Annotated in this window: 11 protein-coding genes and 1 pseudogene; 6 read left to right on the top strand and 6 right to left on the bottom strand. The window is 65.7% G+C overall.

Annotation, left to right across the window (positions count from 1 at the left end):
* Both QOD90_RS25470 and QOD90_RS25465 read left to right on the top strand, forming a co-directional pair.
* Positions 1–140 (top strand): annotated as a pseudogene (locus QOD90_RS25470) (helix-turn-helix transcriptional regulator); the annotation flags it as partial.
* On the top strand, positions 115–654 hold the full coding sequence (locus QOD90_RS25465) for a hypothetical protein (protein WP_526354306.1): 540 nt from the start codon (positions 115–117) through the stop codon (positions 652–654). The pseudogene QOD90_RS25470 and the gene QOD90_RS25465, both read left to right, overlap by 26 nt.
* Here the strand turns inward: QOD90_RS25465 and pgi are convergent.
* Entirely contained in the window at positions 651–2,318 is a 1,668-nt protein-coding gene (gene pgi, locus QOD90_RS25460; protein ID WP_526354304.1) for a glucose-6-phosphate isomerase, read from the bottom strand. The two genes, QOD90_RS25465 and pgi, sit on opposite strands and share 4 nt — an antisense overlap.
* 61 nt (positions 2,319–2,379) lie before the next feature.
* Between pgi and QOD90_RS25455 the strand changes: the two genes are divergently transcribed.
* On the top strand, positions 2,380–3,828 hold the full coding sequence (locus QOD90_RS25455; RefSeq protein ID WP_526354310.1) for an NAD-dependent succinate-semialdehyde dehydrogenase: 1,449 nt from the start codon (positions 2,380–2,382) through the stop codon (positions 3,826–3,828).
* On the opposite strand, the gene QOD90_RS25450 is transcribed toward QOD90_RS25455, so the two are convergent.
* From QOD90_RS25450 to QOD90_RS25440, 3 genes are all read right to left on the bottom strand, one after another.
* Entirely contained in the window at positions 3,825–4,865 is a 1,041-nt protein-coding gene (locus tag QOD90_RS25450; RefSeq protein ID WP_526354302.1) for a rhamnan synthesis F family protein, read from the bottom strand. The two genes, QOD90_RS25455 and QOD90_RS25450, sit on opposite strands and share 4 nt — an antisense overlap.
* 4 nt (positions 4,866–4,869) lie before the next feature.
* On the bottom strand, positions 4,870–5,640 hold the full coding sequence (locus QOD90_RS25445) for a class I SAM-dependent methyltransferase (protein ID WP_526354300.1): 771 nt from the start codon (positions 5,638–5,640) through the stop codon (positions 4,870–4,872).
* Between the two features lie 475 nt (positions 5,641–6,115).
* On the bottom strand, positions 6,116–6,424 hold the full coding sequence (locus QOD90_RS25440; RefSeq protein ID WP_526354298.1) for a chorismate mutase: 309 nt from the start codon (positions 6,422–6,424) through the stop codon (positions 6,116–6,118).
* Positions 6,425–6,626: 202 nt separating this feature from the next.
* Between QOD90_RS25440 and QOD90_RS25435 the strand changes: the two genes are divergently transcribed.
* Positions 6,627–8,957 carry a UvrD-helicase domain-containing protein gene (locus QOD90_RS25435; protein ID WP_526354296.1) on the top strand — a complete coding sequence of 777 codons (2,331 nt, stop codon included), beginning with the start codon at positions 6,627–6,629 and terminating at the stop codon, positions 8,955–8,957.
* A 34-nt stretch (positions 8,958–8,991) separates the two neighbouring features.
* On the opposite strand, the gene QOD90_RS25430 is transcribed toward QOD90_RS25435, so the two are convergent.
* Both QOD90_RS25430 and QOD90_RS25425 read right to left on the bottom strand, forming a co-directional pair.
* Positions 8,992–9,519 (bottom strand): hypothetical protein, encoded by a 528-nt coding sequence (locus tag QOD90_RS25430; protein WP_526354308.1) that lies wholly within the window; start codon positions 9,517–9,519, stop codon positions 8,992–8,994.
* A gap of 39 nt (positions 9,520–9,558) precedes the next feature.
* On the bottom strand, positions 9,559–10,599 hold the full coding sequence (locus QOD90_RS25425) for a M23 family metallopeptidase (RefSeq protein WP_526354294.1): 1,041 nt from the start codon (positions 10,597–10,599) through the stop codon (positions 9,559–9,561).
* Positions 10,600–10,858: 259 nt separating this feature from the next.
* Between QOD90_RS25425 and sucC the strand changes: the two genes are divergently transcribed.
* Together sucC and sucD are read left to right on the top strand one after the other, a co-directional pair.
* Positions 10,859–12,022 (top strand): ADP-forming succinate--CoA ligase subunit beta, encoded by a 1,164-nt coding sequence (sucC, locus tag QOD90_RS25420; protein WP_526354292.1) that lies wholly within the window; start codon positions 10,859–10,861, stop codon positions 12,020–12,022.
* Positions 12,023–12,034: 12 nt separating this feature from the next.
* On the top strand, positions 12,035–12,896 hold an 862-nt coding region (gene sucD / locus QOD90_RS25415), incomplete at its 3' end, for a succinate--CoA ligase subunit alpha (protein ID WP_526354290.1).

Here is a 12,896-nt window from a genome sequence, read left to right as displayed (position 1 = left end):
GGATCTGCGATGTCTTCGACCTGCCAGTCGAAGCCGTGTTCTCGCGCGCCGCGTTCACGCCCCTGTCGGCCGAGCTCTACGGAAGGCAAGACGCCAACGGAAGGAAGTCGACCGATGTCACACCCGACCACTCAGCCTGAGAAGAACTTGCTCGACCGGTATCAGGACTACCGGATCCGGCGATTCCTCAAGAGCGAGCGCACCTACGCGCAGTGGCTACCGAGCTGGCGCCCCCAGCGCCGGCGGCGCATGTTGGTCGTCGGGCTCGCCGTGACGTTCGCGTTCATGGCCGTCGTCGGCGTGGTGTGTGCCTTCGGCGTCCCGTGGGCGCCACTGCTGTGGCTTCCAGCCCTGGCGTTGTACTTTCCGATGTGGATCGTGCTGCAGATCGTCTCGGGCAGAAGGGGAGACGCCCCCGAAGGGGCACTCGACGAGTACGAGATCGCGCAGCGCAACAACGCGCGATCCATCGGGCTGACCGCCACGCAATACCTCATGCTGTTGCCGATCTTCTACCTGATCTTCGGTGCGGTGATCACCAAGGGCACCGACACCGCCATGGCCTACGCCGGTGGGCTCATGGCGACGACGGTGCTGACCTTCGGTGGATGTCTGCCCGCAATGATCCTGGGCTGGACCAGAACTGACGATTAGGCGCTGCGGCCGCGCTCCGCGCGGTAGTGGCGCACCAGGGCGTCCGTCGAGCTATCGGACTGCTCGGCAGGAGTCGCGTCACCGGTCAGCACCGGCAACAGCGAATTCGCTTGCGTCTTACCGAGTTCCACGCCCCACTGATCGAAGGAGTCGATGCCCCAGATGATGCCCTCGGTGAACACCTGATGCTCGTAGAGCGCGATCAGCTGACCGACCACCGACGGCGTCAGCTTGGTCGCCAGGATGGAGGTGGTCGGGCGGTTGCCAGGCATCACCTTGTGCGGGACCACTTCGGCCTTGGTGCCCTCGCCCGCGATCTCCTGGGCCGTCTTGCCGAACGCCAGCACCTTGGTCTGTGCGAAGAAGTTGCTCATCAGCAGGTCGTGCATGCTGCCGGTGCCGTCGGCGGTGGGCAGGTCGTCGGTGGGCTGCGAGAACCCGATGAAATCGGCGGGAACCAGCCGCGTGCCCTGATGCAACAGTTGGTAGAAGGCGTGCTGGCCGTTCGTTCCCGCTTCACCCCAGTAGATTTCGCCGGTTGAAGTGGTGACGGGGCTGCCGTCGGCCCGCACTGACTTGCCATTGGATTCCATCGTCAACTGCTGCAGGTAGGCCGCGAAGCGGGTGAGATCGTTCGAGTAGGGCAGCACCGCGCGGGCCTGCGCGTCGAAGAACTCGTTGTACCAGAGACCGATGAGGCCAAGCAGCACAGGCGCATTAACCTCCAACGGCGTATGGCGGAAGTGCTCGTCGACGACGTGGAAGCCCGCCAGGAACTCGGCGAACCGCTCCTTGCCGATCACCGCCATCACCGACAGCCCGATCGCAGAGTCGACCGAGTAGCGGCCACCGACCCAGTCCCAGAAACCGAACATGTTGTCGGTGTTGATGCCGAACTCGTCGACCAGTTTCTTGTTGGTCGACACCGCAACGAAGTGCTTGGACACCGCGGCATCGCCGAGCGCGTCGATGAGCCAACGCCTGGCCGCCGTCGCATTCGTCAGCGTCTCCAACGTCGAGAACGTCTTCGACGCAACGATGAAAAGTGTTGTGGCGGGGTCTAGTCCGTCCAGTTTGGCGACCAGGTCGGCAGGGTCGACGTTGGACACGAAACGTGCCGAGATGCCGGCGTCGGCGTAGTGGCGCAGGGCCTGGTACACCATCACCGGGCCGAGGTCGGAGCCGCCGATGCCGATGTTGACGACGGTGCTGATGCGCTCACCCGTTGCGCCGGTCCACTCGCCACTGCGCAGTCGGTCGGTGAATGCGCCCATCGAGTCCAGAACTTCGTGCACATCGGCGACGACGTCCTGCCCGTCGACCGTCAACGTGGCGCCCTTCGGAAGTCGCAGCGCCGTGTGCAGCACCGCGCGGTCCTCCGAGGTGTTGATGTGGACGCCGGCGAACATCGCGTCGCGGCGGCCCTCGAGGTGGGCGGCCTTGGCCAGATCGACGAGTAGCTTCAGCGTCTCCCGCGTCACCCTGTGCTTGCTGTAGTCGATGTACAGATCGCCGACGGTCAGCGTCAGCTCCCGGCCGCGTGCGGGGTCCTCGTCGAACAACTCGCGCAGGTGTTTGCCGCCGACCTCGTCGTGATGACGGACCAACGCGTTCCAGGCTGGAGTCGTGGTGATATCGGGAATTTGGGCACTATCGGCAGACATATCTCGACCCTAGTGCGGCCGCGCTTTCGAGGGTGTAAATGATGAACGTATGGACACCCGCATTGATCCGAGAGCTCTCCTTTCCACCGTCCCCACCGGTCTGTGGATCGGTGGTGAAGAGCGCGCCGCGTCGTCGACGTTCGACGTGCTCAACCCCGCGACCGACGAAGTGCTGATCGCCATCGCCGACGCCACCCCCGAGGACGGCATCGCGGCCCTCGACGCCGCCGCCGCCGTGCAGGGCGACTGGGCCGCTACGCCACCGCGCGAACGCGGCGAGATCCTGCGTTCGGTGTTCGAGGCGATCACGGCGCGCGCCGAGGAATTCGCGACGCTCATGACCCTGGAGATGGGCAAGGTGCTCCCGGAGAGCATGGGCGAGGTCAAGTACGGCGCGGAGTTCTTCCGGTGGTTCGCCGAGGAGGCGGTTCGCATCGGTGGCCGCTACACCAAGGCGCCTGCGGGCAACGGTCGCATCATCGTCACGAAGTCGGCGGTGGGGCCGTGTCTGGCGATCACGCCGTGGAACTTCCCGTTGGCGATGGGCACCCGCAAGATTGGACCGGCGATGGCGGCCGGCTGCACCATGGTCATCAAGCCCGCCCAGGAAACGCCCTTGACGATGCTGCTGCTGGCCAAGCTGATGGACGAGGCGGGCCTCCCCAAGGGCGTGCTCTCGATCCTGCCGACAAGCAAGCCCGGCGACCTGACCACGGCGCTGATCGACGACGGTCGGCTGCGCAAGCTGACGTTCACGGGGTCGACGGGTGTTGGCAAGGCCCTTGCCAAGCAGAGCTCCGACAAGCTGCTGCGCCTGTCGCTCGAGCTGGGCGGCAACGCGCCGTTCATCGTGTTCGACGACGCTGACGTGGACGCCGCCGTCGACGGCGCCCTGCTGGCCAAGATGCGCAATGGAGGCGAAGCCTGCACGGCGTCGAACCGCTTCCACGTGGCCAACGCGGTGCGTGCGGAGTTCACCGAGAAGCTCGTCAAGCGGATGAGCGAGTTCGTCCTCGGCAACGGGCTGGACAAGTCGTCGACGCTGGGCCCGCTGGTCAACGCCAAGCAGGTCGCGACCGTCGAGGATCTGGTGTCGGACGCGGTGGCCAAGGGTGCGACCGTGGCCGTCGGCGGCGTCGCACCCGACGGGCCAGGTCACTTCTATCCGGCGACCGTCCTCGCCGACGTCCCGGCGTCGGCACGCATCTTCAAGGAGGAGGTGTTCGGGCCCGTGGCCCCCGTCATCGGATTCGACACCGAGGAGGAGGGCATCGCGGCGGCCAATGACACCGAGTACGGCCTGGCGGCCTACATCTACACGCAGGGACTGGACCGCGCGCTGCGCGTGGCCGAGGCGATCGAGGCCGGGATGGTCGGCGTCAACCGCGGTGTCATCTCCGACCCCGCTGCGCCGTTCGGTGGTGTCAAGGAGTCCGGGTTCGGGCGTGAAGGCGGGTCCGAGGGCATCGAGGAGTACCTCGACACGAAGTACATCGCGCTGACGAACTAACGGTCGATGTGCACGCCCTGCCGGTGCGATTCGCGCGCGGCAGGGCGGGGGACGTGGGGTGCGGCGCAGCCGAGGCGGTCGAGGTTGTGCTGCAGGAGTGCGTACGGATACGTCGTGCGTCGTTCGATGAACTCACCAAGGTGATCGAGGGTGTCGTGCTCAGGCCACCTTTGGCGGGGGACCGCGGTCTTGAGGAATGGATAGCGGAACTGTTCGATCAGGCCGTCCCAGTAGTAGAGCGTGTTGTTGATCGGCGGCCCGGAGAACTCGTGGGACCACTGGTGCCCAGGGGTCCGCTCACGGGCCCTGGCGATGGCTGCGGCCGAGAGGAACGGCTTGAGCCGCAGGCCTTCTCGCCTCGCGCGGGCGGACAAGCCAAGCTCGTACTTCTTGATGAGGACGTTCTTGTAGACGATGTAGCGGAAGCCGTCCCAGAAGTCGTCGAGGAACGGGCGCGTCCGTGAATTGAGATCCCATGCGAGGAAGAACGACTGCAGGTGCGGCGCGAGCTCGTGGCTCTCGATCGACCCGTACATGTCGGCGCCGTGAAAGGAGCTCCACATCTCCTCGAGCGGGAACAGCGGGCCGAACACGCTGTCGTTGGCGAGGACCAGGCGGTCGAACTGGTCCAGTGACCAGCCGTGCCTGCGCAGAATGCTCCACGCCAAGTGCCAGGAACCGAAGTCGAGGGAGAGCGTGCGGCGGGTGTAGATGCCCGCGCAGATCGAACGCAGGGGAGCCACCGAGTCCGGCACGAGTTCAGGCGATCCGGAGACGAAGACGATCGTGGTGCCCAGCCGGTTCAGCGCACGGAGATAGTGAACGACGTAGGGGTCGACGATGCCCTGCGGGTCGAAGTGCGCGAACAGGACCAGGGCGTCGCGGCCTGGCGGTGGCTGTGCGGGCAGCTCTTGATGGACCTGCCGCACGAAGCGAAGCGCATCGTGGTCCAGTCGGTGACGCCGGGCGTTCACGTGCATCGCCAGCGCTCCGTATTGCGCGGTATCGATGACCGGATCTCGAGCGAGACGCAGCATGTGGTCACCGCCCGCTTCGTGCGAGGGCGAAGAAGTCGGTGCGAGTGGTCGTCGCATCGAGCATTTCGAACTCCAGGTAATCGAGCATCTGCGCGATCAGTGGCATGTCGAAGACGTGGTGATGAAGGGTCCGGTTCTCGAAGTTCTGCAGGCTGCGCTCTCTGAATTGCGCGAGATTGCCCGCGGGCGGGTCCATCGACAAGTCGTGGAGAGCGAGGATTTCGTCCAGATGGGTCAGGTCGTCCTCGGCGGTGTTCTTGGCGAAGTCGTCGAGGAGGTGGTCCATCGCGGTCACGGGCCTGCGATGGTCGAAGTTGCTCTTCTGGTTGGGCAGGACGAGGACGAGTGTGCCGCGCGGTCTTAGCACCCGCCGCCACTCCACTAGCGCCTTGATGGGGTTGGCCACGTGCTCGAGACAATTCGAGGACAACAGGAAGTCATACGTGGCCGTGGGGATTTCGTGGAGATCCGTGGCATCGGCGATGTACTGACGTCCGGTCCCCGAGGCGGAGTAGGCGAATGGGGTCGCCGAGTCGAGGTGGCCTTCCCAGATCGTGTCGGTCGCGAAGTTGACCCCGTCCAGCTGCCCGACGAACCGATACAGCGGCAGCGCGGTCCGGAATACGGTGCTCGGGCCGCCGACCTCGATGCCGCGCATGCCCTCGACGAGCGGCCGGTACATCTTCTTGACGGGGAGCCGCCAACGTTCGTGCAGTAGAAGTCCGAGCGCGTCGCCCTTCGCCCGCGATGCCATTTCCTTGGTACTGGTTCCCACGGCTCCCCCGTGTTCTTGAATATCGGCCAGGTGTCGTGACGAGAGCATTGGTCGGACATCAATTCCGGGACAGTACCGCACCCGTGCCGACCGTCGCACACCATTCGAACAGGCCATTTGACCTGGGTAAGCGCCATTTTGATCGCGATTCCAATTGCAGCTAAGAATGGTGTCAGTTGCGCGGACTTCGATATTGCGCCTGCGCCAGGAATGGCTGGCGGAGAATCATTGAGATTCAAATATCAAGTGCGTTCACTCGCATCCGCACGGGCCATGGACACGGCTTTCGCCAGCGTGGCGGGATGGGCCTGCGTCGGGTGCGTGCGCACTACGCCTAGGCGACCGAAGCAATTTGCCATCGACTGCGGGTCTACGAGGCCCGACTTCGCCCGGCTGGCGGGGTGCGAGGAGGCCAGGAAGGGCCAGAAGCGTGGTCCTCTGCCGTCATGGCGGCGCACACCCGCACATTCGGCAACTAGTGACCGAGACGACCGCGACCGAGGCGTAGCAGGATCATCGCGAGATCCTTCCCCTCGGGCCCGAGGGCGCTGTAGCGCTCGATGACCTTCATCTCGCGGCTGTGCACCAGGCGAGTACCGCCGGAAGCCATCCGGGCCTTGCCGATCGTCTGGGAGACCTCGGCGCGGCGCTGAACGGCGGCCAGGATCTCGGCGTCGAGCCGGTCGATCTCCAGGCGCAGTTCGTCGATGTCGATTGGTGGTCCGGTTTCGGCACTCATCGTTGGTGACTCCGCATTCTCGTCGTGTGTGGGTTCTGGTTTCATCCGTATTCGGGCCTCACACGAGAGACGAGCCCCGGATCGCAGATGCGGACCGCGGGGCTGAAGGGGAAACAGCTAGACCACGGGCACCGCAGGCCGGTACCCGTAAAGAAATCGTCCATGCTGGGTGAGCACGGGATCGAGTGTGCCACCCAGGGCCACGTCGACGCAAAGTGTCTCTGGTCAGCGGTAAGTTGGTTTCGATATGACGATCGCGACCGAGCCGGATCAGCAGTACTCAGACCTTCTGGAGGGGCTCAACCCCCAGCAGCGCAAGGCGGTGCTGCACGAGGGTTCGCCACTGCTGATCGTCGCGGGCGCCGGGTCGGGCAAGACGGCGGTGCTGACCCGACGCATCGCCTACCTGTTGGCCGCCCGTGACGTCGGCGTCGGCCAGGTCCTGGCCATCACGTTCACCAACAAGGCCGCCGCCGAGATGCGCGAACGGGTGGTCGCGCTCATCGGGCCGCGGGCGCGGTCCATGTGGGTGTCGACGTTCCACTCCACTTGCGTGCGGATCCTGCGCAATCAGGCGTCGCTGCTGCCGGGCCTCAACTCGAACTTCTCGATCTACGACTCCGACGACTCGCGGCGCCTGCTGATGATGATCGCCAAGGACATGGGGCTCGACACCAAGCGGTACTCGCCACGGCTGCTGGCCAATTCGATCTCCAATCTGAAGAACGAGCTCATCGATCCCGACAAGGCAGCCTTCGAGGCGTCCGAGGGTGGCGACGACCTGGCCCGGATCGTCGCCGAGGCCTACGGGGAGTATCAGCGCCGCTTGCGGGGCGCCAACGCACTGGACTTCGATGACCTGATCGGGGAGACGGTCGCTGTCCTGCAGGCCTTTCCGCAGATCGCGCAGTACTACCGGCGGCGCTTCCGGCACATCCTGGTCGACGAATACCAGGACACCAACCACGCGCAGTACGCCCTGGTGCGCGAACTGGTCGGCCACGATCTGGAGGAGGGCGCCGACGGCGTGCCACCTGCCGAGCTGTGTGTCGTTGGCGACGCCGACCAGTCGATCTACGCCTTCCGCGGCGCCACCATCCGCAACATCGAGGACTTCGAGCGCGACTATCCGAACGCGACGACGATTCTGCTGGAACAGAATTACCGCTCGACGCAGAACATCCTCTCGGCGGCCAACTCCGTCATCTCCCGCAACGCGGGCCGTCGTGAGAAGCGGCTGTGGACCGATGCCGGTGAGGGTGAACTGATCGTCGGCTACGTCGCCGACAACGAGCACGACGAGGCCAGGTTCATCGCCGAGGAGATCGACACGCTCGCCGATCGCGGCGACATCAACTACAACGACGTCGCCGTCTTCTATCGCACCAACAACTCCTCACGTGCCGTCGAGGACGTGTTCATCAGGGCCGGTATCCCGTACAAGGTGGTCGGTGGCGTTAGGTTCTACGAGCGCAAGGAGATTCGTGACATCGTCGCGTACCTCCGGGTGCTGGACAACCCCGGCGACGCGGTGAGCATGCGCCGCATCCTGAACACGCCGCGCCGAGGCATCGGCGACCGCGCCGAGGCCTGTGTCGCAGTGCACGCCGAGAACACTGGCGGCAGCTTCAACGACAGCCTGCAGGCCGCGGCCGAGGGCCGGGTTCCGATGCTGAACACCCGCTCGGAGAAGGCGATCGCCGGGTTCGTCGCGCTGCTCGACGAGTTGCGCGGCCTGCTCGGCGACGAACTCGGCGTGCTGGTCGAGGCCGTGCTCGAGCGCACGGGGTACCGACGCGAGCTCGAATCCTCGAGTGATCCACAGGATCTGGCGCGGCTGGACAACCTCAACGAACTCGTCAGCGTCGCACACGAATTCAGCATCGACCTGGCCAACGCCGCCGCGCTACGCGAACAAGAAGGCGAGCCCGTCGACGAGGACATCCCCGACACCGGGGTGCTTGCCCAGTTCCTGGAGCGCGTGTCGCTGGTGGCCGATGCCGATGGGATACCGGAACACGGTTCTGGCGTCGTGACGATGATGACGTTGCACACCGCCAAGGGGCTGGAGTTCCCGATGGTGTTCGTCACCGGGTGGGAGGACGGCATGTTCCCGCACATGCGCGCACTCGGCGATCCGCTGGAGTTGTCCGAGGAGCGGCGCCTCGCCTACGTCGGCATCACCAGGGCCAGGCAACGGCTGTACCTGAGCCGCGCGAAGGTGCGCTCGTCGTGGGGGCAGCCGATGCTCAACCCCGAATCCCGTTTCCTGCGCGAGATTCCCCAGGAGCTCATCGACTGGCGTCGCGTCGAAGCGCCGCAGTCGTCGTTCAGTGCGCCCGTCAGCGGGGCGGGGCGGTTCGGCACGCCACGGCCGTCACCGGCGCGCACGTCGGGTGCCCGCAACCGGCCGGTGATCACGCTGGAGCCCGGCGATCGCGTCACTCACGACAAGTACGGACTCGGCCGCGTGGAAGAGGTATCCGGCATGGGTGAGGCCGCGATGTCGCTCATCGACTTCGGCAGCGCAGGCCGGGTCAAGCTGATGCACAACCACGCGCCGATCCAGAAGCTGTGACGGAGAGCCGGAGGCGCAGGGGCCGGGAATTGGCCTAGTAGCACCAGCGGCCGGTGGCCGGCAGCAGCGCCAGCACGATGCTCGCGACGGGTAGCAGCGGAATGGCGTAGACGATCTGCGGTAGATCGGCGCCGGCGACGAACAGGCCGGCGAAGATCATCAGCGCGACGACGGCCCCGACGACGATCAGCAGGCGGCCGATCCGACGGCGCAGCAGCAGCGAGATGAGCCCGCCGATGGTGGCCGCCGCCGAGACGGCAGACAGGAAACCGATTGCGATGCAGAATAATTCGTCGGTACGCCACCAGCCGGTGATGAGCGAGGTGGCGATCACGGCGGTGGCCCAGCCGCTGGCGATGCTGACTGCGGCGGCGGCCGAGGCGGCGGCGGGGGAGGGCTGCGCGAAAGGCGACGGCCGGACATTGGCGCGTGGGATGTAACTGGTCTGCGGGTCCACGGGCGCTGCCGGAAACGATCCGGTGGGATGGCGGCGAATGATGCCGGTTTGCTGCTCGGCGAAATCAGACGGTGGTGGGGCGGCCTCGGGCTGCCGCCGGATGATGCCGGTCTCCTCCGATGGAGGTCCGCCGGAAGTCACCGGTCAGCCGACGTAGCTGCCGGGGCTCAAACCCTTCGCGGCGAGCCACGGCACCGGGTCGACGTAGTCGGTGCCGTTCTTCAGAACCGAGAAGTGCAGGTGTGGGCCGGTCGACTGGCCGCGGTTGCCGATGGTCGCGATCTGATCGCCTGCCATCACGCGCTCACCGACGCTGACGAGCCAGGTGTTGACGTGGCCGTAGAGGGTGACGGTGCCGTCGGCGTGGCGGATCTTGACCCAGGCGCCGAAGCCGGCGGTGAGTCCGGCGTCGGTGACGACGCCGTCCGCGGCGGCCACGATCGGTGTGCCGATGGAGTTCGCGATGTCGATGCCCGCGTGAAGTACGCCCCAGCGGTAACCGAAACCGGACGTCCAGACACCACGGGCGGGCATCACGTACATCGGCCTGGACAGGCGGGCCTCGCGCTCGGCGCGCTCAGCGGCGAAGGCGGCGCCGTTGGCGAGTTCCTGGCTGTGCACGGCCTCGCTGGCTACGGGTGCGACGGTCACGATCTGCATGCCGTCGGGGGAGCCGCCGCCGTCGACGAAGGCGTTGGGGCCCGCGGCGATCATCTTGTCGACTTGAGGCTTGTCGGTGGCGTTGACCATCGAGTAGGCCGCTGCCGCGGAGGCGCCGACGACCATCGCCGCGGCGACCAGGCGGGCCTTGACGGTGCCGTCGCCGACCTTGCGGTGCAGACCGCTGCGCCCCGACATGTCGATGACGTCGGTGTTCTCCATGCCGTCACTGACATCGGTGTTGCTGTCGCGGTACGCGCGGGGCGAATGCCGCTCCTCGCCGACCGGCGCCCGGAACTGTGACGGGACGACCAGCCGCAGCGGGGTCAGGTCGTCGGTGTCGTGCATGTCATCGAGCTCGGGTGCGCGGATCACGCGCGATTCGCGGTCGAAGGCCGAGGTGTTGCTGAAGTCGAGATCGTCGAGATCGCCGAACTCGTTGAACGGGATGATGTCGGTGATGCTGGCGTCGTAGGCGGTCGTCGAGGTTCCACGAGGTGCTCGTGACGAACCTTGCTCAGCCAACCGAAATGTCCTTCGCGCCGTGACCGTACCGTTACTTAGACCAGAGGCACGTTAACCAAAATCCAATGTAGGTGGCAACCCGTGGCTTAATTCCCCAGGATATTGTGACCTGTATCACTAACGCGGCCCGGTGAGATCTGCCACATGGGCGGTACGCGGTGTGGGTCACATTGGCGGATGTGGATATGGTTCCCCCGAGCCATTCTGGCCGACGCGTAGGTAATCAACCAAACAGTCAAAGCAGACAGACGGTGAGCCCATGGATCTCTTCGAATACCAGGCGAAGGAGCTGTTCGCCAAGCACAACGTGCCCACCACGCCGGGCCGGGTGACCGACTCGGCTGAGGACGCCAAGGCGATCGCCGAGGAAATCGGCAAGCCCGTGATGGTGAAGGCGCAGGTGAAGGTCGGCGGACGTGGCAAGGCCGGCGGCGTGAAGTACGCGGCCACCCCCGAGGACGCCTTCACCCACGCCAAGGACATTCTCGGCCTGGACATCAAGGGTCACGTCGTCAAGAAGCTTCTCGTTGCTGAGGCCAGCGACATCGCGGAGGAGTACTACATCTCCTTCCTGCTGGACCGCTCCAACCGCACCTACCTGGCGATGTGCTCGGTCGAGGGCGGCATGGAGATCGAGGAGGTGGCCGCAACCAAGCCTGAGCGCCTCGCCAAGGTCCCGGTCGACGCCGTCAAGGGTGTCGACGAGGCCTTCGCCCGGTCGATCGCCGAGCAGGGCCACCTGCCCGCCGAGGTCCTCGACGCCGCGGCCGTGACCATCGCCAAGCTCTGGGACGTCTTCGTCGGCGAGGACGCCACCCTGGTCGAGGTCAACCCGCTGGTGCGCACGCCCGACGATCAGATCCTGGCGCTCGACGGCAAGGTCACCCTCGACGCCAACGCCGACTTCCGGCAGCCCGGCCACGTTGAGTTCGAGGACAAGGACGCCACCGATCCCCTTGAGCTCAAGGCCAAGGAGAACGACCTCAACTACGTCAAGCTCGACGGCGCGGTCGGCATCATCGGCAACGGTGCGGGACTGGTCATGTCGACGCTCGACGTCGTCGCCTACGCGGGCGAGAAGCACGGCGGCGTCAAGCCAGCCAACTTCCTCGACATCGGTGGCGGCGCGTCGGCGGAGGTGATGGCGGCCGGCCTCGACGTCATCCTCGGCGACAGCCAGGTCAAGAGCGTGTTCGTCAACGTGTTCGGCGGTATCACCGCGTGTGACGCGGTGGCCAACGGCATCGTCGGCGCGCTGAAGAAGCTGGGCGACGACGCCAACAAGCCGCTCGTCGTCCGCCTCGACGGCAACAACGTCGAAGAGGGCCGTCGCATCCTGGCCGAGGCCAACCATCCGCTGGTGATCCAGGCCGACACGATGGACGCCGGTGCCGACAAGGCCGCCGAGCTGGCGAACAAGTAAGGAAGCCAACGAATGTCTATCTTCTTGAACAAGGATTCCAAGGTCATCGTCCAGGGCATCACCGGCGGTGAAGGCACCAAGCACACCGCGTTGATGCTCAAGGCGGGTACTCAGGTCGTCGGTGGCGTGAACGCGCGCAAGGCGGGAACCAAGGTCTCGCATAAGGACAAGGACGGCAACGACGTCGAGTTGCCCGTGTTCGCGAGCGTCGCCGAGGCGATGAAGGAGACCGGCGCCGACGTGTCGATCGCCTTCGTGCCGCCCGCGTTCTCCAAGGACGCGATCATCGAGGCCATCGACGCCGAGATTCCGCTGCTGGTGATCATCACCGAGGGAATCCCGGTGCAGGACAGCGCCTATGCGTGGGCCTACAACGTAGAAAAGGGCGAGAAGACCCGCATCATCGGGCCCAACTGTCCCGGCATCATCACCCCGGGTGAGTCGTTGGTCGGCATCACGCCGAACAACATCACCGGCAAGGGCCCGATCGGTCTGGTGTCGAAGTCCGGCACGCTGACCTACCAGATGATGTTCGAGCTGCGCGATCTCGGCTTCTCGACCGCCATCGGCATCGGCGGCGATCCGGTCATCGGCACCACCCACATCGACGCCATCGAGGCGTTCGAGAAGGACCCCGAGACCAAGATCATCGTGATGATCGGCGAGATCGGCGGCGACGCGGAGGAGAAGGCCGCGGCGTACGTCAAGGCCAACGTCTCCAAGCCCGTCGTCGGTTACGTCGCGGGCTTCACTGCGCCGGAAGGCAAGACGATGGGCCACGCCGGCGCCATCGTCTCCGACGGTGCGGGTACCGCCCAGGGCAAGAAGGAAGCGCTCGAAGCCGCAGGCGTCAAGGTCGGCAAGACGCCGTCGG

Source organism: Mycobacterium sp. (assembly GCF_032161845.1).
Lineage (GTDB): Bacteria > Actinomycetota > Actinomycetes > Mycobacteriales > Mycobacteriaceae > Mycobacterium.
The sequence above is the reverse complement of the archived record's forward strand: the minus strand, read 5'-3'. Positions and strand labels throughout refer to the sequence as shown.

Coding starts and splice junctions, on each gene's coding strand:
- QOD90_RS25450 (WP_526354302.1), bottom strand. CDS start 4,865: ATGCTGCGTCTCGCTCGAGATCCGGTCATCGATACCGCGCAATACGGA.
- sucC (WP_526354292.1), top strand. CDS start 10,859: ATGGATCTCTTCGAATACCAGGCGAAGGAGCTGTTCGCCAAGCACAAC.
- pgi (WP_526354304.1), bottom strand. CDS start 2,318: ATGTCTGCCGATAGTGCCCAAATTCCCGATATCACCACGACTCCAGCC.
- QOD90_RS25440 (WP_526354298.1), bottom strand. CDS start 6,424: ATGAAACCAGAACCCACACACGACGAGAATGCGGAGTCACCAACGATG.
- QOD90_RS25465 (WP_526354306.1), top strand. CDS start 115: ATGTCACACCCGACCACTCAGCCTGAGAAGAACTTGCTCGACCGGTAT.
- QOD90_RS25435 (WP_526354296.1), top strand. CDS start 6,627: ATGACGATCGCGACCGAGCCGGATCAGCAGTACTCAGACCTTCTGGAG.